This is a genomic window from Jiangella gansuensis DSM 44835, assembly GCF_000515395.1.
Lineage (GTDB): Bacteria > Actinomycetota > Actinomycetes > Jiangellales > Jiangellaceae > Jiangella > Jiangella gansuensis.
In genome coordinates this window covers 1,360,802-1,383,059 of the sequence record NZ_KI911782.1, presented here as the reverse complement: position 1 = coordinate 1,383,059, position 22,258 = coordinate 1,360,802, and the positions used below count along the sequence as shown (strand labels likewise).

Genomic DNA, 22,258 nt, shown 5'->3' with positions numbered 1-22,258 from the left:
AGGTCAGTTCTCTCCTGTCGGTTCCGGCAGCGCGACCCCCAGCGCCGCCATGACGCCGCCGTCGACCACCAGATCGGTGCCGGTCACGAAACTCGCCTGCGGGCTGGCCAGGTACGCGATCGCGTCCGCGATCTCGGCGGGCCGGGCCACCCGGCCCAGGGGGTGGGTGCGGCCCCACTCGGCGACGACGTCGTCGGCCGGGCGACCGTCGCTGAACAGGTCCGCGGCCCAGCGCAGCATCGGGGTGTCGACGGAGCCCGGGCAGACGGCGTTGACCCGGACCCCGTCGGCTGCGTGGTCGACGGCCATGGACCGCACCAGCGCCAGCAGTGCGCCCTTGGTGGTGGCGTACGCGGCCACCCGGGCCTGCGAGGCGTAGGCCTGGTTCGACGACACGACGACGACGGACCCGCCGCCGTCGGCGCGCAGCAGCGGCATCAGAAAGTGGCAGGCCGCGAAGACGCCCCGCAGGTTGACGCCGATGACCTCGTCGAACAGCTCCATGCTGGTCTCTTCGACGGTGCCGTAGCGCTGGATGCCGGCCGCGCAGACCAGAGTGTCGATGCTCTCGAACTCCGTGGCCAGCTCGGTGGCGAAGCGTTCGACGGCGTCGTCGTCGGCGATGTCCACCTGCCGGGTGCGGACGGTCCAGCCGGCGCCGGCGGCCTTCTCGGCGAGATCGGCGAGCGCCCGCTCGTCACGGTCGAGCGCGACGACCAGCTCGCCGTCGTTCGCCAGCCGCTCGACGGCGGCCCGGCCGATGCCCGCGCCACCACCGGTGACAACGGCAACCCTCATGGGCCACTCCCCCCTAGAACTGGCCGAGGTTGAGACCCCGGCTGAAGATGCGTTGGGTGGCCAGGAACAGCACCACGGTCGGCAGTGACGCCAGCAGGCCGGCGGCCAGCACCGCCGTCAGCTGCAGGCCGCCATAGGTGTCCTGCAGGCCGGCCACCGCGGTCATGAGCGGGCGCACGTCGCTGGACCGGCTCAGCGACAGGCCGAGCAGCAGGTCGTTCCAGACGAACGTGGCCTGCAGGATGAACACCGCCACCAGGGCGCTGGAGGACATCGGCAGGTAGATGCGCCAGAAGATCCGCCAGGTCGTCGCGCCGTCGACGACCGCGGCCTCGAACACCTGGTGCGCGATGCCGCCGAGGAAGTTGCGCATGACCAGCGCGGCGAACGGCACCGTGATCGCGGTGTAGATGGCGATCATGCCGAGCCGGGTGTCGTGGATGCCGGCCTCGACGTAGCCGACGAACAGCGGCATCAGGATCATCTGCAGCGGGAACACCGTCCCGCCGAAGACCAGCACGAACCAGAAGAACCCGTGCCGCAGCCGTAGCGCGACGATGCCGAAGCCGATGGCCGCGCCGAACAGCACCGCCAGTCCCGGCGCGACGACGCTGTACAGGGCGGTGCTGGTGACCGCGTCGCCCAGGCTGCCGATCTCCCAGGCCTCGCGGAAGTTGTCGATCAGCGCGAACTCGCTGATCGGGCGCCACACCTGGTCCGCGGCGTACTCGGCCGCGGGCTTCGACGCGTTGACGAGCAGCAGGTACACCGGCGCCAGCCAGATCAGGCCGAGGATCACCAGGACGGCGGGACGCAGCACGCGAGCGGTCATCGTCACACCGCCCGCTCGGTCGACAGCTGGCGGCGCAGGTAGGTGATGGCGGCGATGAACGTCACGACGCTCAGGAACACCGCCACCGCCGAGCCGGAGCCGTAGGCGCTGGTCACGAAGGTCTCCTCATACATGGTGACCGCGAGTGTCTCGGAGTTGCGGCCGGGCCCGCCCTTCGTCATCACCCAGACGATGTCGAACGCCTTGAGGCTCGCCACCAGCGACAACCCGACCACGACCGTCGTCAGCGGGCGCAGCATCGGCCAGTGCATGTGCCGGAACATCCGCCAGCCCGACGCGCCGTCGAGCTTGGCCGCCTCGATCGGCTCCCGCGGGATCGACTGCAGCCCGATGACGAACAGCAACGCGTTCACGCCGGTCTGCTGCCAGGCGGCGGCGCCGATCATCACCAACGTGTTCACCGGAGCATCCACCAGCCAGCGGGTGTCGGCGCCGGGCAGGCCCAGCGCCTCCAGCGCCTGGCTCAGCCCGCCGCCGTTCTGCAGCACGAACCGCCACACGACGCCGACGGCCACGCCGGAGATCGCGTACGGGATGAGGAACGGCAGCCGGAACCAGCCGCCGAAGCGCATCCCGTGCGACAGCGACGCGATGAGCAGACCCAGGCCGACCGGCACCGTGATGCCGCCGACGACCCAGATCAGCGTGTTGCGCAGCGACGTGGTGAAGTTCGCGTCCGCGAACATGTCGCGGTAGTTGTCCAGGCCGACCCACGACGGTGAGCCCAGCCCGTTGTACTCGGTGAAGCTGATCCACGTCGTCCACAGGAACGGCAGGTACAGCAACACCGCAACGACGAGGACGGCCGGCAGGCTGAAACCCCGCGCGGACCATCGGTACGACCCGCCGCGGCGGCGGCGCGACCGCGCCGACGGGTGCTCGGGGGTGTGCTCAGGCGCGGCCACAGCCAGCCCGGACATCGGTCAACTCCTCACGTTGCCTCGTGCGCCGTCCCGCGTGGGGCGCTGGGTCCGGCCCAGGCCGGCCCAGCGCCCGCTGGGGTCAGCCCTGGCTGCTCCAGTAGGCGTCCGCCTCGGCCTGGATGGTCTCCAGGATCGGCATCGGGTCGCCCGGGGTGCTGACGAAAGCACTGAAGCCGTCCAGCGCCGCGGACAGCACCGGCACGGGTGTCGCCTCGAAGTAGCGCTCCAGGAGCAGATGGCCCTCGGTGCCGGCCTGCTCGTTGAGCGCGGCCAGCTGCTCGTCGTTGACCATCGCCTTCGGGTTGAAGGAGACGTCGCCGCGGGCGTTGGCCCAGGACGTCTGCGCCTCTTCGCTCATCCACCAGTCGGCGTACTGCAAGGCGGTGTCGCGGTTCTCGGCCTCCTCGGCCGTGCACATCGGACCGGTCTCGAAGATCAGCGATGTCTCGTCCAGGTCCGGGTTGACGTTGGGGATCACGAAGAAGTCGTAGTCGGTTCCGGAGACCATGTCGACGCTGTTCAACTGGCCGCTGAGGAACGTCCCGAAGTTGATCATCGCGACGGTGCCGCTCTTCAGCTGGTCCTGGGGCGCGGTCTGGTCGCCCGGGTCGCCGAAGTAGCCGGCCTCGAGCATCTGCCGCCACTGCTCCATGACGGCGACGACACCCGGATCGGTGTAGCTGGCCTCACCGCTGGACAGCGCGTTGTACAGCTCCGGGTCGGTACCGGCCAGCAGGGTCTGGAACCAGACGAACGAGAACAGGATGTTGGTCTCGTAGAACGGCGTGACGCCGGCCGCCACGAGCGTGTCGGCGATGTTGATCAGTTCGGCCCAGCTGGTCGGCTCGGTCAGGCCGTGCTGGTCGAAGATCGCCTTGTTGTAGTACATGACCCAGTACGCGGCGTTCATCGGGACGCAGTACTGCTCACCGTCGACGGTGAAGTACTCGCGCATCGCCTCGGGGACATCACCGTTGTCGATCGCGGCCTGCCAGATGTCCGTGGTCGAGGCCACGAGGCCCTCCGCGACCAGGTCCTCCAGCTCGCTGCCGGTGTGCCAGGTGAACAGCTCCGGCTTCTCGTCCGTCCGGAACGACTGCCGGATGAACGCCGAGTACTGATCGGCGTCGGCGTACCCGGTGAAGTCCAGGCTCAGCCCGAGACTGCTCTCCGACACATCCGACACCTCGAGGAACTGCGGTTCCCACGCGGCCTTGTCGGTGTAGAAGGCCACGGCGCCGGGCGCCTCGGCCGCGCTGTCGTCGTCACCGCCGCATGCAGCCAGGACCAGCGACGACGCTGCCAGTGCAGCGACCGCTCCGCTGTAACGGAGTCTCACGTTCGACCACCTCGTTGAATCTGGTATATGACTTCGGATATAACCGATCGGCACGCGATCGTGACACGCCAGTATGTCCGACAGGTGCTCACTGGTCGGAATCGAGGTGGCGGGCCCTTATCACGTCGATGACATTGGACAGATGCTCGCTGGTCACCCGATATGCCTCGTCCGCGCTCCCGGCGAGGACCGCCTCCACGATTCCTTGGTGCTCGGCGAAGTCCTCGGGCTCGTCGCCGTGCAGCCGCAGGATCTCGCGCTGCTCCTGCGCGTGGACCAGCACGATGGAGTCGACCACCTCGGACAGCACCGTGTTCCCGGACGCCTCCGCCAGCGCCCGGTGGAACTCGAGATTGACGATCCAGAGCCGCTCGTCGCCGTGGCGCAGGCACCGCTCGGCCTCGTCGAGCGTCTCGGAGAGCCTGGCGACGCCGGCAGGATCGCGGACCGTGGCCGCCATAGCGGCGATCGGCGGCTCGATGGCGCGCCGCGCCTCGAGCAGGTCGATCAGCCGCTCCCCCGTGAGCAGCGGGCTGTGCGGATTCGGCAGCACCGAACGGCGCACGTTCTCACCCACGTAGACCCCGGACCCGTGCCGCAACACCACCAGGCCCATCGCCTCCAGCCGCCGCAGCGCCTCCCGCATGGTCGGCACGGCGACGGAGAACCTGGCGGCGAGTGTCCGCACGGTGTCCAGTTGGCCACCGGGCTCCAGTTGCTGCTCACGGATCAGCTCCACCACGCCGGTGGCCAGTTCGTCCGCCAGCGTGCGGCGGCTCACCTCTCCGACGTTCATCGGCGGCCTCCTGTGAGCGGACGTGGCGTCCGTCGCGGTCAGTTCGCCGGGCGCCTGGAGCGAGCGTCGACGGACGCCCGGCGTGAAGTGATTAGATCACTAGGTGATTTCTCGCGTCGAGGCCTCGTAACCCAATCGCAACAATCCAGGCTTCGGTGGTGCAGAGTGACGCCGGCGAGGGGCGCTACGGCGCCCCATCGCTCATGATCATCAACCGGTGGGGTCGCGATCACAGGCCCCATCGTTGATGATCATGGGGAAGCGGCGCCCCGCGCTCACGCCCGCCGCTGGGCGCCGACCACGGGGCGTCGTAGGCGGAATGGCAGCGCGGATCAGGTGGTGTCAGGGTCGAAGCGCGGCGTCGAGTCGGCGCGGCCGGCACCGGCCGGAACACCGTCGCCGGAACCGGCGTCGGCGTCGGAGGTGACGCTCGAGTCGGTGTCGGCGGCCGCGCGCGGCTCGACCGGAGGCCCGGCAGCGGGGCTGTCGTCGAGTGGCGGGGGCGGGGTCGATGTCTCCGGAGCCGAGGCCTCGGCGGAGTCACCCGCGGCCGCGTCCTCGGTGTTGCCCGTCTCCGCGGGCGCCGGGTCGGACGGCGATTGGTCCTGCGACGTCGAGGCGGCCCGGGCGGAGGAGCTGCGCGAACTCGTGCTGGTCCCGTTGCCGTTGCGGGCGGTGCCGTTGCGGCGCGTGCCGTTGGCGGGCTCGTCGTCCAGGCCGAGGTCGTCGAGACCGAGATCGACGCCGTCGAGGACCTTGCTGCGCACGAACGACTTCGGGTTGCGCAGGTCGGACAACGTCTTCAGGTCGTCCTTGTCGATGCCCAGGTCACCGACGCTGCCGGACAGGTCGCTGCGCGCGTTGGAGACCATGGTGCGCAGGTCGCGAACGAACGATGCGGCCTGTTTCGCCATTTCCGGCAGCTTGTCGGGGCCGAAAACGAGCAGGGCCACGACGAGCAGCACGAACACCTCGCCGATACCTATGTCGAACACTGCCGGCTCCCACGTCGTGACATACGTGCATCCGTCCGCCCCAGACTACGTTGTGCGTCAACCCACAGCGGAGTCCAGGGTGACCGTCACCTCGACGGTCTCGCCGTCGCGTTCGAGCCGCAGCGCGACCTCGTCGCCGGGCTCGTGCGCCCGCAGTCGCACGATCAACTCCGCCGGAGTCCGGATCTGGGTGTCGTCGATCTGGACGATCACGTCGCCGGAGCGGATACCGACCAGGTCGGCCGGGCCGCCCGGGGTGACGCCGGGCCCGTTCTCGCCGTCCTGCGCCACCCGGGCGCCCGGCCCGGCGAAGCTGTTGTCCAGCAGCACGCCCATGATCGGATAGACGGCCTCACCGTCGCGGATGAGCTGCTCGGCGGTGCGCTGCACCTGCTCGATCGGGATGGCGAAGCCAAGGCCGATGGAGCCGGCCTCGCCCCCCATGCCGAGACTGGCGATGGCGGAGTTCACACCGATGACCCGGCCGGCGCTGTCGACCAGCGGCCCGCCGGAGTTGCCCGGGTTGATGGCTGCGTCGGTCTGCAGCGCGTTGATGTACGACTGGCCGGCCGGCTCGCCGCCGGCGCTGACCGGGCGCTCCAGTGCGGACAGGATGCCGCTGGTGACGGTGGCGTCCAGGCCGAGCGGGCTGCCGATGGCCACGACCGGGTCACCGACGGCCACGGAGCCGGAGTCGCCGAACACCACCGGCTGCAGGTCCTCGGCATCGATGGACAGGACCGCGACGTCGTAGCTGGGGCTGGCGCCGACGAGCTCGGCCTCGAGCCGGCGCCCGTCGAACAGCGCCAGCTCGATGGCGCCGCCCTCGGCGGCAGCGGCGATGACGTGGTTGTTGGTCAGCACGTAACCGTCCTCGGAGATGATGAAGCCCGAGCCGGTGGCGTCCGCCGCGCTGACCGAGACGACACTGGGCAGCACGCTGGCCGCCACCCCGGCGATGGACTCCGGCGGCCGCTCGACCAGCCCGGCCGGGTCGGCTCCGATGACGGTGACCGTGCCGGGCGCGCCGGTGTCCTCGTCGAGGGATTCCGCGACCACGCCGCCGGTGCCGCCGGCGACGAGCGCCAGCAGCACGACCCCGACGGTGGCCAGCCCACGGCGCCGCTTGGGCGCGCGACGGTGCCCCGTGCCTGCGGGCTCACCGTCGGTACCGGGGTCGCTGGACGAGGACTGCGCCCCGAACGACGGCTGCGCGTCAGGCGAGGTCAGCGTGTCGGACGAGGTCTGCGCCGTCGGCGCCGGCTGGTTGTCCGGTGCCACGCCGGGCGCGGGTCGCGGCGCCGGCTGGCCGGTCCGTTCGGTGTACCGCCAGGCCCCGCCGGCCCACGGCGCACCACCGGCGCCGTCCGGGGAGGTCGGCTGCCCGAGACTCGTCCACCCTGCCTTCATGGAGTCATCCTCCCAGCCGATGGCGTGAGACGCACGGTCCGGTCGGCCCGGCGTCAGTCGAACGGGTTCAGCCACGAGCCGACACGTTCGGCACCGCGCCCGATGCGGTCGAGGAAGCCGGCTTTCTCTTCCTTCGGCTGCGGGGCCGGTTTCGGTGGTAGCGCATCGAGCAACTCGGTGACGGCGTCGAGTGGGGCCTCCGCGACGACCGTGATGACGCGGTCGCCGCTGGACCAGGTCAGCCGCGCCGGCGGCCCCGGACGCGTGTAGACGATGCCGTCGCCGTACGGGGAGGTCTGATAGCCCTCGAGCTTCTCCGGGTCGAGCCAGCCGACCTGTTCGAACACCGAGATCGTCATGACGCCGTCGGAGTAGCTGAGGTGGATGGCGTCGCCGACCCGGCGTGCCTCGTAGAGCACCATGCCGCCCGGCAGCTCGTCCGGGCAATGCCAGCCGTCGTCGCGCAGCTGGTCGATGTCGTCCCATCGCAGCATGGATTCGTCGGTGTCACGGGTGTCGACCTCGTCGACGGTGGTCTTGCCACCGATGGTCTTGTCGCCGCTCTTGCAGCAGTGTCCGGCCGAGCCGATGCTGACCTCGACGAAGGCGCTGGCGCTGAGCGGGTACCCGTCCTCGGCGAACGCCTCCCGGCGCAGCGCGAGCGCGGTGGCGCGGTCCAGCCACAACCGGGCCGCCACCGAGCCGTCGCTACGCCGGGCCTCGACGACGTCGGTGTGCCGGCCGGCCACCCAGTCCTCACCGGCCAGCCGGACGTCGTAGGCGCCCAGCAGGAGGTCGGCCGGGCCGTCGCCGGCCAGCCAGCGGGTGGCGGCGCGACCGTCCAGGATGGCCGTCTGGCGGTCGTGCAGGCTGATCTCGGTGGACCCGCCGGCTTGATGCCGCACCTGCACCACGGCGCTGGTGGATGCCGCCGACTTGACCAGCGCCGACCAGGTGGAGACGTACTGGGTGCCGGCGTAGGAGATCTGCTGCGCGGCGCTCGCCGACTGCCGCAGCAGCTCGACGGCGCGTGGGTCGTCGCCGGCGTCGCGCGACGAGGCCGCCGGGGCCTGGACGAAGACCGCCAGTGCGCTGACGAGCAAGGGCACGGCGAGGACCGGCATGACGAGGGCGGCGAACCCGCCTGTCACACCGGAACCTGCGCGGTGGCCGAAGCTCACCAGCCGTCTCCGGCGGGGGGGTCGGGGGTGACCAGCAACGAGGCGGGCTCGGCGAAGGGCAGCCCACCGGTGGAGCGAGCGTGCTCGACGGTGAACCGCTCCAGCGGCGGGACCACGCTGACCGGGGCGTCGGGCGTGCTGGGCGAGTCGGACGGACCGCCCAGCGACGCCAGCAGCACCAGCATGGCTCCGCTGGTGCACATGCCCAGGGCGACCGCCCGGACCGCACGCACCCGACGGCGGGACCGGTCGGTCCCGCGGCCCGGCCCGGCGGGTGGGCGGGTGTCGCGCGGACGCCACGCCGCCACCGGCGCCGGGTGTGCGTCCGGCGGCGGTGGGGGCAGCGGCTCACCCGGCTCGGCCAGCCGCAGCAACTTCTGGACCAACTGCTCCGACGGTTCCACACCGGGGAGGGACCGCAGCGCGTTCTTGGCGTGCCGCTCCAGCTCGACGGCCTCACGGCAGTGTGCGCACACCGTCAGGTGTACGAGGGCGCGGTCGCGTTCGTCGTGTTCGAGGCGGTCGTCGACGAGATCGCTGATCCGCTCGTCGAGGTGTTTCATGCCGGCTCTCCGTGTTCGCGTGGCGCGTCGGCCCCGCGCTGCTCGGTCTCGAGCGCGCTGGCGTCGTCGGGGGCACGATGGTCCAGCGCGGCCCGCAGCTGCGCGCGGCCGCGGTGGATCCGGCTGCGGACCGTGCCCAGTTTGATGCCCAGGGTCGCCGCGATCTCTTCGTACGACAGGCCCTCGATGTCGCACAGCACCACCGCGGCGCGGAAGTCCGGCGGCAGTGCCTCGAGGGCACGCTGGATGTCCGCGTCGAGCATCCGGTCGGCGATCACGCGTTCGGGCGTGGGCTCGCGTCCGTGCAGGCGCTCGGCGGCATCGTCGGCCAGGGCGTCGAACCGGATGCGCTGCTTGCGACGCACCGAGTCCAGGAACAAGTTGGTGGTGATGCGGTGCAGCCAGCCCTCGAACGTTCCCGGGGTGTAGGACGACAGCGAGCGGAAGACCCGGACGAACACGTCCTGCGTGAGGTCTTCGGCGTCGTGGGCGTTGCCGGTCAGCCGGTAGGCGAGCCGGTACACGCGCGCCGAGTGCTCTCGGACGATTTCGTCCCAGCTCGGCGGCGTCCAGGTCTCAGCGTCAGCCACCTCGGGACCTCCCTCGACACGGCTCGCCGGTGCGAGCACTACGTCCATGGTCACCCATTGCCCCTTTCGTGGCCAATCAGGGAAGCCCCCCATCTATTCCCGACGTTCCCTGTCCCCAGGAACGATTCGGGCCGGTCCGGGGGTTCCGGGTCCACCGTCCGGAGTGCCGGACGCTCTAAGCTCTGCACTGACAGTTGGCTGGACCGGCAGGAGGCCGTCATGCCCACGGGCAGCAACACAGCGATCAGCCCGGAGTCGTGGGCCCATGCGGAGGCCTACCTCGACGAGGACCACACAGTCGGCCGTGCGCGCCAGCGTGCCGCCGAGGTCGGCGCCACGCCGATCGGTCCCGGCGGTGGTGCGGCGCTGCGGCTGCTGGCCGCCGCGCTGGGCGCACGCACCGTCGTCGAGGTCGGCACCGGCGCCGGCGTTTCCGCGCTCTATCTGCTCTCCGGCATGCGCGCCGACGGGGTTCTCACCAGCGTCGACATCGAGTCCGAACACCAGCGGCTGGCGCGCGAGGCGTTCGCGGAGGCGAACATCGCCGCCAACCGCACCCGGCTCATCGCCGGCGCGGCGCTGGAGGTGCTGCCGCGGCTCACCGACGGCGCCTACGACCTCGTGTTCTGCGACGGCGACAAGACGGAGTACGGCGAATACCTGCAGCAGGCGCTGCGGCTGCTGCGCCCCGGCGGCGCCGTCGCGTTCGACAACGCGCTGTGGCACAACCGGGTCGCCGATTCCGCCCAGCGCGACCCCGAGACCATCGCCATCCGCGAACTCGGCCGGCTGGTTCGCGAGAACGACGAGCTGGTGCCGGCCCTGCTGCCGGTCGGCGACGGCCTGCTGGCCGCGGTCAAGCGCCCGGACTGACCTCCCGGTTATTCCGCCGATTCGGGGATCTCGTCGATTGAGCCGGCCCGATCGGGGCACGATGGACCTCGTGCCCGAACTCGTCCGCCCCACCGTCGACGTCCACGAGTCCTGGCTCGAGGCCGTCAGCGAGCCCGGCTACGAGCCGCGCTGGGCCGACGATCTCCAACTGGCCGACATGACGCACCCGGAGGGTTTCGCCATCTACGTCCGCCGCCAGCTGCAGGACGAGCACGAAGACGCTCCGCGTTCCCGCGGCATGGTCCCGTCCACGCATCTCTGGTACGTCGACGGAGCGCACTTCATCGGCCGGTTGTCCATCCGGCACCGCCTGACCCCATGGCTGCGCGACTACGGCGGCCACATCGGCTACGACGTGCGCCCGTCGGCCCGCAAGCAGGGCCACGCGTCGGCGATGTTGCGCCAGGCGCTGCCGTGGGCGGCGAAGCTCGGCATCGACCCGGTCCTCGTCACCTGCGATGTCGGCAACGTCCCCTCCCGCAAGGTCATCGAGCGGGCCGGCGGCGAGTTCGAGGACGAGCGGCACGGCAAGCTGCGCTACTGGGTTCCCGCCACCTGACGTCCGCGGGCCGGACGATCGGTCAGCGGCCGACGCGGATCCGGTCGGGATGGCTGTACACGTTCATACCGCCGCCGCGCACGAAGCCCACCAGCGTCAGGCCGCACTCGTCGGCGAGGTCGACGGCCAGGCTGGACGGCGCTGACACCGCGGCGAGCACCGGAACGCCGGCCGCGGCCGCCTTCTGTACCAGCTCGAACGAGGCCCGCCCGCTGACCTGCAGGACGTGCCCGGCCAGCGGGAGCCGCCCGGCCAGCAGCGCCGAGCCGATGACCTTGTCGACCGCGTTGTGCCGGCCGATGTCCTCGCGCACAGCCACGACGGCGCCCGACGACGTGAAGAGCCCGGCCGCGTGCAGGCCGCCGGTGTGGTCGAACACCCGCTGTTCCGAGCGCATCAGGTCGGGCAGCGCGACCAGGACGGCGACGTCGATCCGGGTGGGATCCTCCTGCAGCTTCCACCGCAGCGACGATGTGACGTCGACGATGCGGTCGGAACCGCACACTCCGCACGCGCTGCTGGTCTCGAACGCGCGCTGCCGGGGCGGTTCAACCCCTGGAGCCAGCGCCACCTCGATGGTGTTGTCCTCGGTGAGGCATTCCTTCATGCCGGCGATGTCGGGCTCGTCGCGCACCGCGCCCTCGCCGACGAGCCAGCCGGCGACGAGGTCGAAGTCGTGGCCCGGCGTGCGCATGGTGGACGTGAGGACGCGCTCGCCCACCCGAACCAGCAGGGGCTCCTCGACCGCGAGTGTGTCCGGCCGTCGCGCCGCGCGGCCGGGACGTAGCCGGAGAACCGGCCGCCGCGTGGTCATCTGCCCCATGTCTTCCATCTTCCCTCTTTTGCCGGGCTCACGCAGCACTTGGCCGACGCCTGCTCACTGATGCTGGAACAAGGACTACCGTCGGACTATGACCACGCAAGCGCCCCGCGACGACCACGACGAGTCCGGCGTCCGGGTCGGCTCGCCGAAGGAGACCGCGGCCGGTCTCCCCGGCGTCGTGCACGGTCTGAAGTCGGTGCTCGAGCAGGCCGGGGTGCGGCGCGGGACGCGGACGTTGCGGCTGGTCAACCAGCACCGCGGGTTCGACTGCCCGGGTTGCGCGTGGCCGGAGCCGGGCAAGCCGCACCTGGCCGAGTTCTGTGAGAACGGCGCCAAGGCCGTCGCCGAGGAGGCCACCGTCCGGCGGGTCGACGCCGCCTTCTTCGCCGCGCACCCGATCGAGGAGCTGGCCGGGCGCACCGACCACTGGCTCGGCCAGCAGGGCCGGCTCACCGAGCCGGTGTTCCGCGACGACGGCGACACCCACTACCGGCCCATCGGCTGGGACGAAGCGCTCGACCTCATCGCCGAGTCACTGCGCGGGCTGGCCAGCCCGGACGACGCGGCCTTCTACACCTCGGGCCGCACCAGCAACGAGGCGGCTTTCCTGTACCAGCTGTTCGCCCGCGCGTTCGGCACCAACAACCTGCCCGATTGCTCGAACATGTGCCACGAGTCCTCCGGCGCCGCGCTGACGGAGACCATCGGCGTCGGTAAAGGCAGCGTGTCGCTCACCGACATCACCGACCACGCCGAGCTCATCGTCATCGTCGGGCAGAACCCGGGCACCAACCACCCGCGCATGCTCACCGCCCTGGAGCACGCCAAGCGGCGCGGCGCGCGCATCGTGTCGATCAACCCGCTGCCGGAGGCGGGCCTGCAGACGTTCAAGAACCCGCAGACCGTCCGCGGTGTCGTGGGAACCGGGACGCTGCTGTCCGACCTGTACCTGCAGGTGCGTGTCGGCGGCGACCTCGCGTTCTTCCAGGCGGTCAACCGGATGCTGGTCGACGCCGACACCGCCGACGGCGACGTGCTCGACCACGAATTCATCGCCACCCACACGACCGGTTTCGACGCCGCCGCGGCGGCCTGGCGCGCCCTCGACTGGGACGACATCGCCACCGCCACCGGCCTGCCCCGGGAGGCGCTGGAGGCGTTCCTCGACGAGGTCCGCGGCGCCGAGAGCGTCGTCGTCTGCTGGGCCATGGGGCTCACCCAGCACAAGAAGGCCGTGCCCACGATCCGCGAGATCGTGAACTTCCTGCTGCTGCGCGGCAACATCGGCCGGCCCGGCGCGGGCGCGTGCCCGGTGCGAGGTCACAGCAATGTGCAGGGCGACCGCACCATGGGCATCTGGGAGAAGCCGCCGGCGTCCTTCCTCGACGCGCTGGAGGCGGAGTTCGGCATCACCGCGCCGCGCCGGCCCGGACACGACACCGTCGACACCATCCGTGCCATGCGCGACGGCCGCATCGGTGTGTTCATGGCGATGGGCGGCAACTTCGCCTCGGCCACCCCCGACAGCGACGTCGTGGCGGCGGCGCTGCGTGCCGTCCCGCTGACCGTGCACGTGTCCACCAAGCTCAACCGGTCGCACGCGCTGGCCGGACGGCGCTCGATCATCCTGCCCTGCCTGGGCCGCACCGAGCGCGACCTGCAGGCCGGCGGCGAGCAGTTCGTCACCGTCGAGGACTCCATGAGCACCGTGCACACCTCCCGCGGCACGCTGCGGCCAGCCTCGCCGCGGTTGCGCAGCGAGGTGGCCATCGTCTGCGGGCTGGCCCGGCGGGTGCTCGGCCCGCACGACCCGACACCATGGGAGGCTTTCGCGGCGGACTACTCCACGGTGCGCTCCAGCATCTCCCGGGTGATCCCGGGGTTCGGCGACTTCGAGGCCAGGGTGAGCGTGCCGGGCGGGTTCGTGCTGCCGCACCCGCCGCGTGACTCACTGACCTTCCCCACCGCCAGCGGCCGGGCCCAGTTCAGCGTCAACGACCTCGAGGTGCTGCGCACCGCGCCGGGCCGGCTGATCCTGCAGACCATCCGCTCGCACGACCAGTTCAACACCACCATCTACGGCCTGGACGACCGCTACCGCGGCATCCGCGGCGGCCGCCGGGTGGTCTTCGTCAACCCGGCCGACCTGGATGCGCTCGGAGTCGCCGACGGCGCCATGGTCGACCTCGTCAGCGAGTGGTCCGACGGCGACCGCCGCGCCGCGTCGTTCCGGGTCGTCGCCTACCCCACCGCGCCGGGCTGCGCGGCCGCCTACTTCCCGGAGACCAATGTGCTGGTGCCGCTCGACCACACCGCCGAGGTCAGCAACACCCCCGCGTCCAAGTCGGTCATCGTCCGCCTGGAGCCCGCAGAATCCGGCCTGCCGCGTTGATCTTGGAGTAACTGCGGAATCCATCGGACATTTCGCCCCGTGATTCTGCGGTTACTCCAAGATCAACGAGAGGGAGCGGTGGCAGGCCGGGCGGGGGCGTCGACGAGGCGCTGGAGGGTGTCCACGTCTCCCGTGACGTCCAGGCGGCCGGCGCCGACGGCGTCGGCCAGCGTCTCGCGCCGGTTCAGCACCGCCTGCCACGCGGCCTTGGTGGTGCGCACGACGACGTCGGCGGCAGCCTCCGGCGCACCGCGGCCCAGGTCGGCCAGCCGGCCGTCCACGACCCGCACCCGGTACACGTCGCGGTCGAGCCAGATCTCGTAGGTAGCGCTCCACGGCTCGGGGCCGACGTCGTCATCGGCGGCCGTGAAGAACGTGCGCAGGCCGAGCATGACGGAGTCGGCGCTGACGTCGCCGGTCAGCGGAACCACCGGCGAGCGGACCCCCCAGCGGGCCAGCGACTGGAACACCGGCTCCAGCTCCGCGCCCCACTCGGTCAGCTCGTACACCCGGGCGGCCGCGGGCGGCGGCAGCTCGCGACGGCGCAGTACGCCGTACTCCTCGAGTTCCTTGAGCCGCTTCGACAGCATGGCCGGTGTGATGCCGGGCAGCGCTTCCTGCAGGTCGCGGTAGCGACGCGGGCCGAGCCGCAGCTCGCGCACGACGAGAAGGGCCCAGCGCTCGCCCACGATGTCGAGCGAGAGGGCGATCGGACAGCCTTCGCCGTAGGTCCGGGTCACTTGCGCCTCCGTTCAAGCTATGAGAAGAATAGTACTCGATATATTTTCCATAGCGAGGAGTGGACGATGACCGAGCGGATGATCCCGGCCGGAGACGCCCGGCTGTGCGCCGAGGCGTTCGGGTCACCGGCCGACCCGGCGATCCTGCTGATCGGCGGCGCGGCGGCCTCGATGGACTACTGGGAGGACGAGTTCTGCGAGCGGGTCGCGGCGGCCGGGCGGTTCGTCATCCGGTATGACTTCCGCGATACCGGGCGGTCCACCGCCTATCCGGCCGGTTCACCCGGTTACACCGGCGCCGACCTGACGACCGACGCGCTGGCGGTGCTCGACGGATACGGCCTGCCGGCGGCGCACCTCTACGGCGTCTCGATGGGCGGCGGCATCGCACAGGAGCTCGCCGTGGTCCATCCGTCGCGGGTGCTGACGCTGACCCTGCAGTCGACCAGCCCCGCGGGTCCCGGCGGGCCGGACCGTCCCGACCTGCCGCCGATGGAGCCGCAGGTGGCCGCGTTGTTCGCGACGGAGCCGCCGCAGCCGGACTGGTCCGACCGCGACGCCGCCATCGAGGCGCTGCTCACCGGCCTGCGCCCGTTCGACGGCACCATCCCGCCCGACCTCGAGCGGGAGCGCGCCGTGGTGACCCGCATGTACGACCGCACCACGGACGTCGCGGCCAGCCAGACCAACCACTGGATCCTGGAGGACGGCGGGCTCGACCGCGGCAAGCTGGCCGAGATCACCGCGCCGACGCTGGTGCTGCACGGCACCGCCGATCCGCTGCTGCCGCTCCCGCACGGCGAGGCGCTGGCTCGCGAGATCCCCGGTGCGCGACTGGTGGCGCTGCCCGGCATGGGCCACCAGTACCCGCCGGCGCCGGTGTGGGACCTGGTCATCGACGAGCTCGTGGCGCACACCGCGCCGCGGCCGCCCTCGTCCCCGCCATTCGGTTGATCTTGGAGTTCTGTCGGCATCTATCGGACAATTCGCCCGGTGATTCCGCGGTTACTCCAAGATCAATGGAAGGATCGGTCCGGGCGGGGGCGGGATGCGAAGGGTCAGGTGGGGCCGGGGCCGGACGCGAATCCGGACTGGCCCTCCGCCACCGCCACCACGTCGAACGTCTCCTGCAGCACCGGCGACGATCCGATGATGCTCGAGCCCGGCGACTCCGCCGCGGTCTTTGCGAACGAGGCCGCGAACTCGTCGCGGGCCGCGGCGGTCGCGAAGACGTAGGTGCCCTCGAACCACTCGCCCGGCCGGGTGCGCCAGGTCTTGAACCGCAGCCCGTCCATGGCCTCGAACCGCGCCAGCGACGTCCCGTGCACGTAGTCGCGCAGTGTCTCGTCCACCCCGGCGGGGGCGTCGGCCAGCGACCAGCGAACCGAAAGTCCGTACATCGTGTCCTCCAGCGTCAGGTTCGAGACGGGCCGGCTGGCGCGCCGGCCTCGAGCCAGTACAGCAGGGCTCGCACCCCGAACGCGGTACCGCCCTTGACCACCTCGTTCTTGTCGGCGTCCGCACGCGCCGGGCCGGCGATGTCGAGGTGCGCCCAGGGCACGTCGCGGGCGAAGCGCTGCAGGAACAGCGCCGCGGTGATGGAACCGCCGCCCAGCTTGGTGGTCTCGATGTGCGCGACGTCGGCGATCGCCGAGTCCAGTGCCATCCGGTAGTCGTCGACCAGCGGCATCCGCCACAGCCGCTCCCCGGCCGCCTCGCCGGCGTCGCGCAGGGCCGCGGAGAGGTCGTCGTCGGCGGAGAACAACGCCGCGATGCCGCGGCCGAGTGCCGTCGTCGCCGCACCGGTCAGCGTGGCGACGTCGACGATGACCGTCGGCTCGAGCTCCGCGACCGCGTAGCCGATGGCGTCGGCCAGCACCAGCCGGCCTTCGGCGTCGGTGTTCAGCACCTCGACCGTCGTGCCGTCGTACTGCGTGATGACGTCGCTGGGCCGCTGGGCCGCGGCGCCGGGCATGTTCTCGGCGGCCGCGACGAGGCCGGTCACCCGGACGTCGACACCCAGCTCACGCACCGCCGCCAGCACGCCCATGACGACCGCTCCGCCGGTCATGTCGGTCTTCATGGGCACCATGCCCTCGCGCGGCTTGAGCGACAGACCACCGGTGTCGTACGTGATGCCCTTGCCGACCAGGACGACGTGCGGCGTGTGCCGGCCGGCCTTCGGCGGCTCGTAGCGCAGGGCGATCAGCCGCGGCGGCCGGACCGACCCCATGCCGACCGCGATGAGGCCGCCGAAGCCCTCGTCGGCCAGCGCCTTCTCGTCGCGCACGCGCACGTCGAGCCGGTGCGCGGCCCCGATCTCGCGAGCCCGCCCGGCCAGCCACTCCGGGTCCTTGACGTTGGACGGCGTCTGGGCGAGGTCGCGGGCGATCCAGGTGCCCCGGGCGATGGTGGCCGCGCGGGCGGCCACGTCGTCGCGGCCGCCGTCACCGGCCAGCACCAGTGTTCCCAGCGGCAGCCGGGCGGCGTCCACGGCCGTGCTGCGGAACCCCCCGAGTGCGTAGGTGGCGAGCACGACGCCTTCGACGAAGGCCCGCAGCGCGGTGTCGTCGGAGGCCAGCGTTACCGCGCTGGCGATCCGGTCCACCCCGCGGGCGGCCCGGGCGAGGGCCGCGCCGGCTCGCCGATGGGCCGCGGGCGACCCGTCGCCGAGTCCGACCAACAGCACCCGGGTGACGTCGACCTCGCCGTCGACGCTGGCAGCGCCGCGGCCCTCGCCGAACACCGGCACCGAGACGACTTCGCCCGCTTTGCCGGTGGCGCGTTCCCGCTCCAGCGCCGCGAACAGGTCGAGCCCCAGGGACTCGCTGACCTCGGCTCCACCCGGCCCGATCCACGGAGCGGTGCCGCGGTCCTCGGTCTCGCCGCCTTCGTCACCGTCACCGACGGCGTCGTCGGCCCGCCGCTCGTCCTGCCGCGGCCCGCCGGACTCCGGCCACACGGCCAGCGCCACCACGCCGCACTCGGCGTCCAGCAGCGGCCGGGCGTCCGTCACGACCTCTGTCGGCCGGATTGTGCTCTCACCTGACACGCGAACTCCTCGTCACCCGTCACCCGGTACCCATCTGGGCAGAGTAGTGCCCTCGTCCGGCACCTCACGGCGCCGGACGAGGGCACCTATGTAATGCTCACGGCAACGACACGTCAGCCGACAACATCCTTCAACGCATCACCCAGCGCGCCGGCCTCGTCAGCAGTGAGCTCGACGACCAGACGACCGCCACCCTCGATCGGGACACGCATCACGATTCCGCGCCCCTCCTTGGTGACCTCGAGCGGCCCATCGCCAGTCCGCGGCTTCATCGCCGCCATCCGCGCACCCCTTCCTTCTTCAGGCGCACACGAACCCCCTGATTTGCCAGGGAGGCACGACCGTGTGCGTCACGATGGAGGTCATTATCCCGCATGTTGGTCGCGGCGGGGATACCGCCGTCGGTTTGTCCCGACACCGTTCACTCTCGGAGCCTGTCGTACCGGCCTGGCAGGATGGGGAACTGTGAACGCCAGATCAGCGCTGTTCGACCTCTACGGCGATCACCTGCGCGCTCGCGGCGGCCGGGCGCGGGTCGCGGCGCTGGTCAGGCTGCTCGCTCCGCTGGGTATCGCCGCGCCCGCGGTCCGCACCGCGGTGTCGCGCATGGTCAAGCAGGGGTGGCTGTGCCCGGTCCGCATCCACGCCGCGTCCGGCTACGCCCTCACCGAACGGGCCGCCCGCCGTCTGGAAGAGGCCGCCTCCCGCATCTACCGCACCGACGGCCACGGCACGTGGGACGGCCGCTGGCATGTCGTCGTCCCGGAGCGCTCGGCCCAGCGGGCGGTGCGCGAGCGGCTGCGCAACGGGCTTGCCTATCTGGGGTATGCGCCGGTCGGCGACGGCACCTGGATCGCCGCGCGCCCCTCGCCGGAGCTGGTGTCGCTGCTCGAGGCCGAAGGCATCCACGCCGAGCGGTTCAGCGCACGGCACCAGGGTGACGACGCCGAGCTGGTCCGGCGGGCCTGGGACCTCGACGCGGTCGGCCGCTCCTACCTGCGCTGGCTGACCGACGCCCGCGCGTTGTTGTCGTCGGTGCCGGCCCAGCCGAGCGACGAGCAGGCCTTCGCGGTGCGCAGCCGGCTGGTGCACGAATGGCGCAAGTTCCTGTTCACCGATCCCGGCCTGCCGCGCGAACTGCTGCCGCAGGTGTGGCCCGGCGACGACGCCGCCTCGTTCTTCGACCAGCACGCCGCGCGGTTGCAGCCCGCCGCCGCCCGGTTCGTGAACACCTGCCTGGCCGTCAGTTCGACGAAGGAGGCCGCCCTGTGACGCCGGTCCGTGCCGAGCCCGTCCGTTACGAGGTCGACGACGGCGTCGGTCTCATCACGCTGAACCGGCCCGAGGCCATGAACAGCCTCGACACCGCCACGAAGGAAGCGCTGCGCGACACCATCGTGGCCGCCGCCGGTAACCCCGCTGTCCGGGCGGTGGTGCTCACCGGCGAGGGCAAGGCGTTCTGTGTCGGGCAGGACCTCAAGGAGCACGCGGCCGCACTGGAAGCGGGTGATTCCGGGCTGGCCACCACCGTCCGCGAGCACTACAACCCCACCGTTCGTGCGCTGCTGACCATGCCGAAACCGGTCGTCGCGGCGGTCAACGGCGTGGCCGCGGGGGCCGGAGCGTCGTACGCGTTCGCCTGCGACCTGCGCATCGTCGCCGACTCCGCCGGGTTCAACCTCGCCTTCGCCGCCATCGGGCTGTCGTCCGACACCGGATCTTCGTGGACGCTGCCGCGGCTGGTCGGCTGGGCGAAGGCCCGCGAGCTGCTGTTCCTCCCCCGCACGGTACCGGCCGCCGAGGCGCTGCGGCTCGGGCTGGCCACCGAGGTCGTCCCCGCGGCCGACGTACTGCCACGTGCGCTGGAGCTGGCCGGGCAGTTGGCCGCCGGCCCGACGCTGGCGTACGCGGCGCTGCGCCAGGCCCTGGAGGTGTCGGCCACGCACGATCTCGACGAGTCCTTGGAGCACGAGGCCCAGATGATGCAACGCACCGGTGAGTCCGCCGACCACCTCGACGCCGTCCGGGCGTTCCTGGCCAAGCAGAAGCCGGTGTTCCGTGGCCGCTGAATCGGTCGCCGGGCCCGACGGCCGGCTGCGCTGCCCGTGGGGCGTTAGCACCCCCGACTACCTCGCCTACCACGACGACGAGTGGGGTCGTCCGGTACACGGCGATGCCGCGCTGTTCGAGCGGCTCACCCTCGAGGGCTTCCAGTCCGGGCTCTCGTGGCTGACCATCCTGCGCAAACGCGAAGGTTTCCGGACGGCGTTCGCTCAGTTCGACGCCGCCACCGTCGCCGGCTACGACGACGCCGACATCGAACGGCTGATGCAGGACACCGGCATCATCCGCAACCGCGCCAAGATCACCGCTGCCATCACGAACGCCACCGCGCTCGTGGCACTGCGCGACGCCGAGGGCGACGGCGCCCTCGACCGGCTGATCTGGTCGTTCGCACCCGACCCCGACGGTCGCGCCGCACCGGCCACACTGGCCGATGTTCCCGCCACCACGCCGGAATCGGTGGCACTGGCCAAGGCGCTGAAGAAGCGCGGCTTCGTGTTCGTCGGGCCCACCACCGCCTACGCCACCATGCAGGCCGCCGGGCTGGTCAACGACCACCTCGCCAGCTGCGTCGCCCGCTGACCCGTCCCCGTACGCCGCGTGGTGCGCGCTCCGGACCGGTGCGGCGGCGCGAATCTGCGTCCTCAGCTGAGGAACGCGCCCTCTCGGCCGGTCCAAGGTGATCAACCACGGCTCTCCCGTCCCGTTCCATCGGTGGGCACCGTGCGGTCGCGGTGGTGCTCGCGGGGCGATTCCGTACTCGAATATCTTGCAGATGCGCGCGGAATGCGGGCGGTATGGGCAAGAAATTCGAGTACGAGCCACCGATTCGAGTACGAGCCAGCGGGGTGGGGGTGCAACAGACCAGCCGCGACACGCAGGAATGCCCGGACCTGCGGCTCGTTCCCGAGCACGGGTGGCATGGGGAGAACCGCGCCGGACACGCCTCGGCCGAGCGGCCAGCCCCGATGGGCACGAGGGAGGCTCCTGTCGTCGCTCCCGGCGGCGGGCACTGAGAGGTACCGGCCGGCCGCGTGCAGGTTTGAGAGCAGGCGCGCCCTCAGCGATCGCGCTGCCGACGAACCCGGCGCGCACCGAGCTGCGCCCGAACGCTCAGCCCGCCCGCGAGCCGCACCCGCCCGCCGCCCGCGCCCCTCGGACCCACCTCGGCATCGAACCTGGTCACCAGCGTGTGACCGGCCGATCACGAGCGCCCACGAACTGAACGCGCACACGCCCTCAAACCTGCACGCAGCCGACAAGTACACGAAAGGGCTGCCCGTGAGCGGGCCACCAGGGAGGCATCCGCGGACTGCCGCCGTGCCGCACCCTCTAGTGGCGCACGGCGTACGAGGCGAACCGGCGCAGCGCCATCGCCAGCCCAGCCCGCACGAACGGTCGCGCCACGGGCCAGCCCGCCCGGCCGAGCCGGCCCAGCGGTAGGTCCAGGTGCTCCTTCCAGGTCACGGCCGTGTGGCGCGCGCCCAGCGCGGTGACGGCGAAGATCCCTGGACCGCGAACGACCCGGCCGGTGTGGAGCACCTCGCAGCGGGTCGGCGGCTCCCACGCCGTCACCACCATGGTGTCGAGGAAACCGACCCGGCCCACTCCGGTCCATGCCTCGATCTGGGCGCCGACCTCGTGGCCGGAGCTGTCGCCCACCGTCCGCACCCTGGTCAGCGGCATCCAGTCGGTCTGTGCCGGCCAGTCCGTGAGGACCCGCCACACATGCTCGGCCGGGGCCGGGACGGTCCGCGTCACCGCGACGACGGCGCTCACCGGCCCGGGCCGTTCACTCGCCCGGAGCGGCCGGAGCGCCCGCGGTGCCGGGAGTGGCCGGAGCGTCGGTAGCGGTCGGAGCGCCGGGCGTTCCCGGACGCCGTCGCGGCAGCGTCATCCCGCTCGGCGCGGAGCGGTCAGCTGGGCGGACGCCCGGCAGCCGGGACTCCAGCTCGGCGATCCGCCGGTCACGCTCGGCGAGCGCGCCTTCGAGCTGATCGAGGATGGTGTCGACCTGGTCCATGCGGTACCCCCGCGGAACCACCGCGAACCGCACGCCTTGGACGTCGTCGGCGTCGACCTCGCCGTCCGGCAGCAACCGTTCGGCGCCCAGCGGGACCTCCGGCTCCAGGAGGTCGCCTCGGCCGAGCACCACCACGACGGCGCCGAACAGCACGGCGGCGGCCAGGATCACGAACACGACGACCATGACATCCGATCGTGCCACGCGCGAAGCCCGCCTCCACGTCACCCCGGCCACTGACACGTGCGAGGCTTACCCCGTGG

The 22,258-nt window shown here is 71.6% G+C and carries 24 protein-coding genes; 7 read left to right on the top strand and 17 right to left on the bottom strand.

Annotated features, from left to right (window positions below):
• Positions 1 to 3 precede the first annotated feature (3 nt).
• From JIAGA_RS0106810 to sigE, 10 genes are all read right to left on the bottom strand, one after another.
• Complete coding sequence (locus JIAGA_RS0106810) at positions 4 to 798, bottom strand: SDR family oxidoreductase (RefSeq protein WP_026875088.1); 795 nt, start codon at positions 796 to 798, stop codon at positions 4 to 6.
• A 13-nt stretch (positions 799 to 811) separates the two neighbouring features.
• Positions 812 to 1,630: a carbohydrate ABC transporter permease gene (locus JIAGA_RS0106805; RefSeq protein WP_026875087.1), complete on the bottom strand. Its 819-nt coding sequence runs from the start codon at positions 1,628 to 1,630 to the stop codon at positions 812 to 814.
• 2 nt (positions 1,631 to 1,632) lie between these two features.
• On the bottom strand, positions 1,633 to 2,571 hold the full coding sequence (locus tag JIAGA_RS0106800) for a carbohydrate ABC transporter permease (protein WP_026875086.1): 939 nt from the start codon (positions 2,569 to 2,571) through the stop codon (positions 1,633 to 1,635).
• 82 nt (positions 2,572 to 2,653) lie between these two features.
• Positions 2,654 to 3,913 (bottom strand): ABC transporter substrate-binding protein, encoded by a 1,260-nt coding sequence (locus JIAGA_RS0106795; RefSeq protein WP_026875085.1) that lies wholly within the window; start codon positions 3,911 to 3,913, stop codon positions 2,654 to 2,656.
• Between the two features lie 88 nt (positions 3,914 to 4,001).
• Positions 4,002 to 4,709, bottom strand: a complete 708-nt coding sequence (locus JIAGA_RS0106790) for a FadR/GntR family transcriptional regulator (protein WP_035812192.1) — start codon at positions 4,707 to 4,709, stop codon at positions 4,002 to 4,004.
• 332 nt (positions 4,710 to 5,041) lie between these two features.
• A complete protein-coding gene (locus JIAGA_RS32840) occupies positions 5,042 to 5,704 on the bottom strand; it encodes a twin-arginine translocase TatA/TatE family subunit (protein WP_051425802.1) in 663 nt (220 codons plus the stop codon).
• Positions 5,705 to 5,761: 57 nt separating this feature from the next.
• Positions 5,762 to 7,114 (bottom strand): S1C family serine protease, encoded by a 1,353-nt coding sequence (locus JIAGA_RS28035; protein ID WP_051425801.1) that lies wholly within the window; start codon positions 7,112 to 7,114, stop codon positions 5,762 to 5,764.
• Between the two features lie 53 nt (positions 7,115 to 7,167).
• The gene (locus tag JIAGA_RS28025; protein ID WP_157552822.1) at positions 7,168 to 8,265 is read right to left on the bottom strand and encodes a sigma-E factor regulatory protein RseB domain-containing protein; all 1,098 of its coding nucleotides are present in this window, start codon (positions 8,263 to 8,265) and stop codon (positions 7,168 to 7,170) included.
• Positions 8,266 to 8,291: 26 nt separating this feature from the next.
• Entirely contained in the window at positions 8,292 to 8,858 is a 567-nt protein-coding gene (locus JIAGA_RS32835; RefSeq protein WP_051425800.1) for an anti-sigma factor family protein, read from the bottom strand.
• Positions 8,855 to 9,448 (bottom strand): RNA polymerase sigma factor SigE, encoded by a 594-nt coding sequence (gene sigE / locus JIAGA_RS28015; RefSeq protein WP_245597123.1) that lies wholly within the window; start codon positions 9,446 to 9,448, stop codon positions 8,855 to 8,857. Before sigE ends, JIAGA_RS32835 begins: the two co-directional genes overlap by 4 nt.
• Positions 9,449 to 9,667: 219 nt before the next feature.
• On the opposite strand from sigE, the gene JIAGA_RS0106755 reads away from it, so the two are divergent.
• Positions 9,668 to 10,321, top strand: coding sequence for an O-methyltransferase (locus JIAGA_RS0106755; protein WP_051425799.1), 654 nt, complete (start codon positions 9,668 to 9,670; stop codon positions 10,319 to 10,321).
• 70 nt (positions 10,322 to 10,391) lie between these two features.
• Positions 10,392 to 10,901, top strand: a complete 510-nt coding sequence (locus JIAGA_RS0106750; protein WP_026875081.1) for a GNAT family N-acetyltransferase — start codon at positions 10,392 to 10,394, stop codon at positions 10,899 to 10,901.
• Between the two features lie 22 nt (positions 10,902 to 10,923).
• Here JIAGA_RS0106750 and fdhD read toward each other — a convergent pair whose 3' ends face one another.
• Positions 10,924 to 11,724, bottom strand: a complete 801-nt coding sequence (gene fdhD, locus JIAGA_RS0106745; RefSeq protein ID WP_026875080.1) for a formate dehydrogenase accessory sulfurtransferase FdhD — start codon at positions 11,722 to 11,724, stop codon at positions 10,924 to 10,926.
• An 88-nt stretch (positions 11,725 to 11,812) separates the two neighbouring features.
• Between fdhD and JIAGA_RS0106740 the strand changes: the two genes are divergently transcribed.
• On the top strand, positions 11,813 to 14,116 hold the full coding sequence (locus JIAGA_RS0106740) for an FdhF/YdeP family oxidoreductase (RefSeq protein WP_026875079.1): 2,304 nt from the start codon (positions 11,813 to 11,815) through the stop codon (positions 14,114 to 14,116).
• Positions 14,117 to 14,178: 62 nt separating this feature from the next.
• Here JIAGA_RS0106740 and JIAGA_RS0106735 read toward each other — a convergent pair whose 3' ends face one another.
• On the bottom strand, positions 14,179 to 14,856 hold the full coding sequence (locus JIAGA_RS0106735; RefSeq protein WP_026875078.1) for a winged helix-turn-helix transcriptional regulator: 678 nt from the start codon (positions 14,854 to 14,856) through the stop codon (positions 14,179 to 14,181).
• A gap of 66 nt (positions 14,857 to 14,922) precedes the next feature.
• Between JIAGA_RS0106735 and JIAGA_RS0106730 the strand changes: the two genes are divergently transcribed.
• Positions 14,923 to 15,810, top strand: a complete 888-nt coding sequence (locus tag JIAGA_RS0106730) for an alpha/beta fold hydrolase (protein WP_026875077.1) — start codon at positions 14,923 to 14,925, stop codon at positions 15,808 to 15,810.
• Positions 15,811 to 15,914: 104 nt separating this feature from the next.
• Here the strand turns inward: JIAGA_RS0106730 and JIAGA_RS0106725 are convergent, their stop codons facing one another.
• The 3 genes from JIAGA_RS0106725 to JIAGA_RS33720 all read right to left on the bottom strand — a co-directional run bounded on the left by JIAGA_RS0106725 (position 15,915) and on the right by JIAGA_RS33720 (position 18,189).
• The gene (locus JIAGA_RS0106725; RefSeq protein ID WP_026875076.1) at positions 15,915 to 16,256 is read right to left on the bottom strand and encodes a hypothetical protein; all 342 of its coding nucleotides are present in this window, start codon (positions 16,254 to 16,256) and stop codon (positions 15,915 to 15,917) included.
• Between the two features lie 14 nt (positions 16,257 to 16,270).
• A complete protein-coding gene (locus JIAGA_RS28010) occupies positions 16,271 to 17,908 on the bottom strand; it encodes a leucyl aminopeptidase (protein WP_211239542.1) in 1,638 nt (545 codons plus the stop codon).
• A gap of 113 nt (positions 17,909 to 18,021) precedes the next feature.
• Positions 18,022 to 18,189 carry a DUF3117 domain-containing protein gene (locus tag JIAGA_RS33720; RefSeq protein ID WP_069114398.1) on the bottom strand — a complete coding sequence of 56 codons (168 nt, stop codon included), beginning with the start codon at positions 18,187 to 18,189 and terminating at the stop codon, positions 18,022 to 18,024.
• Between the two features lie 184 nt (positions 18,190 to 18,373).
• On the opposite strand from JIAGA_RS33720, the gene JIAGA_RS0106710 reads away from it, so the two are divergent.
• From JIAGA_RS0106710 to JIAGA_RS0106700, 3 genes are read left to right on the top strand one after another with little or no spacing between them, the layout of a single operon-like run.
• Positions 18,374 to 19,180 carry a PaaX family transcriptional regulator gene (locus tag JIAGA_RS0106710; protein WP_026875075.1) on the top strand — a complete coding sequence of 269 codons (807 nt, stop codon included), beginning with the start codon at positions 18,374 to 18,376 and terminating at the stop codon, positions 19,178 to 19,180.
• Entirely contained in the window at positions 19,177 to 19,977 is an 801-nt protein-coding gene (locus JIAGA_RS0106705; RefSeq protein WP_026875074.1) for an enoyl-CoA hydratase/isomerase family protein, read from the top strand. Before JIAGA_RS0106710 ends, JIAGA_RS0106705 begins: the two co-directional genes overlap by 4 nt.
• Positions 19,967 to 20,554 (top strand): DNA-3-methyladenine glycosylase I, encoded by a 588-nt coding sequence (locus JIAGA_RS0106700; RefSeq protein WP_026875073.1) that lies wholly within the window; start codon positions 19,967 to 19,969, stop codon positions 20,552 to 20,554. Before JIAGA_RS0106705 ends, JIAGA_RS0106700 begins: the two co-directional genes overlap by 11 nt.
• Before the next feature lie 750 nt (positions 20,555 to 21,304).
• On the opposite strand, the gene JIAGA_RS0106695 is transcribed toward JIAGA_RS0106700, so the two are convergent.
• Positions 21,305 to 21,751, bottom strand: a complete 447-nt coding sequence (locus JIAGA_RS0106695) for an SRPBCC family protein (protein ID WP_035812189.1) — start codon at positions 21,749 to 21,751, stop codon at positions 21,305 to 21,307.
• 13 nt (positions 21,752 to 21,764) lie between these two features.
• Positions 21,765 to 22,199 (bottom strand): DivIVA domain-containing protein, encoded by a 435-nt coding sequence (locus tag JIAGA_RS28005; protein ID WP_245597122.1) that lies wholly within the window; start codon positions 22,197 to 22,199, stop codon positions 21,765 to 21,767.
• Between the last annotated feature and the right edge of the window lie 59 nt (positions 22,200 to 22,258).

Bases quoted from the DNA above. Each gene is read 5' to 3' on its own strand.
- JIAGA_RS32835 (WP_051425800.1), bottom strand. From the start codon at position 8,858: ATGAAACACCTCGACGAGCGGATCAGCGATCTCGTCGACGACCGCCTC.
- JIAGA_RS0106730 (WP_026875077.1), top strand. From the start codon at position 14,923: ATGACCGAGCGGATGATCCCGGCCGGAGACGCCCGGCTGTGCGCCGAG.
- JIAGA_RS0106790 (WP_035812192.1), bottom strand. From the start codon at position 4,709: ATGAACGTCGGAGAGGTGAGCCGCCGCACGCTGGCGGACGAACTGGCC.
- JIAGA_RS0106755 (WP_051425799.1), top strand. From the start codon at position 9,668: ATGCCCACGGGCAGCAACACAGCGATCAGCCCGGAGTCGTGGGCCCAT.
- JIAGA_RS33720 (WP_069114398.1), bottom strand. From the start codon at position 18,189: ATGGCGGCGATGAAGCCGCGGACTGGCGATGGGCCGCTCGAGGTCACC.
- JIAGA_RS0106740 (WP_026875079.1), top strand. From the start codon at position 11,813: ATGACCACGCAAGCGCCCCGCGACGACCACGACGAGTCCGGCGTCCGG.
- JIAGA_RS0106725 (WP_026875076.1), bottom strand. From the start codon at position 16,256: ATGTACGGACTTTCGGTTCGCTGGTCGCTGGCCGACGCCCCCGCCGGG.
- JIAGA_RS0106810 (WP_026875088.1), bottom strand. From the start codon at position 798: ATGAGGGTTGCCGTTGTCACCGGTGGTGGCGCGGGCATCGGCCGGGCC.
- JIAGA_RS0106800 (WP_026875086.1), bottom strand. From the start codon at position 2,571: ATGTCCGGGCTGGCTGTGGCCGCGCCTGAGCACACCCCCGAGCACCCG.
- fdhD (WP_026875080.1), bottom strand. From the start codon at position 11,724: ATGGGGCAGATGACCACGCGGCGGCCGGTTCTCCGGCTACGTCCCGGC.
- JIAGA_RS0106805 (WP_026875087.1), bottom strand. From the start codon at position 1,630: ATGACCGCTCGCGTGCTGCGTCCCGCCGTCCTGGTGATCCTCGGCCTG.
- JIAGA_RS28035 (WP_051425801.1), bottom strand. From the start codon at position 7,114: ATGAAGGCAGGGTGGACGAGTCTCGGGCAGCCGACCTCCCCGGACGGC.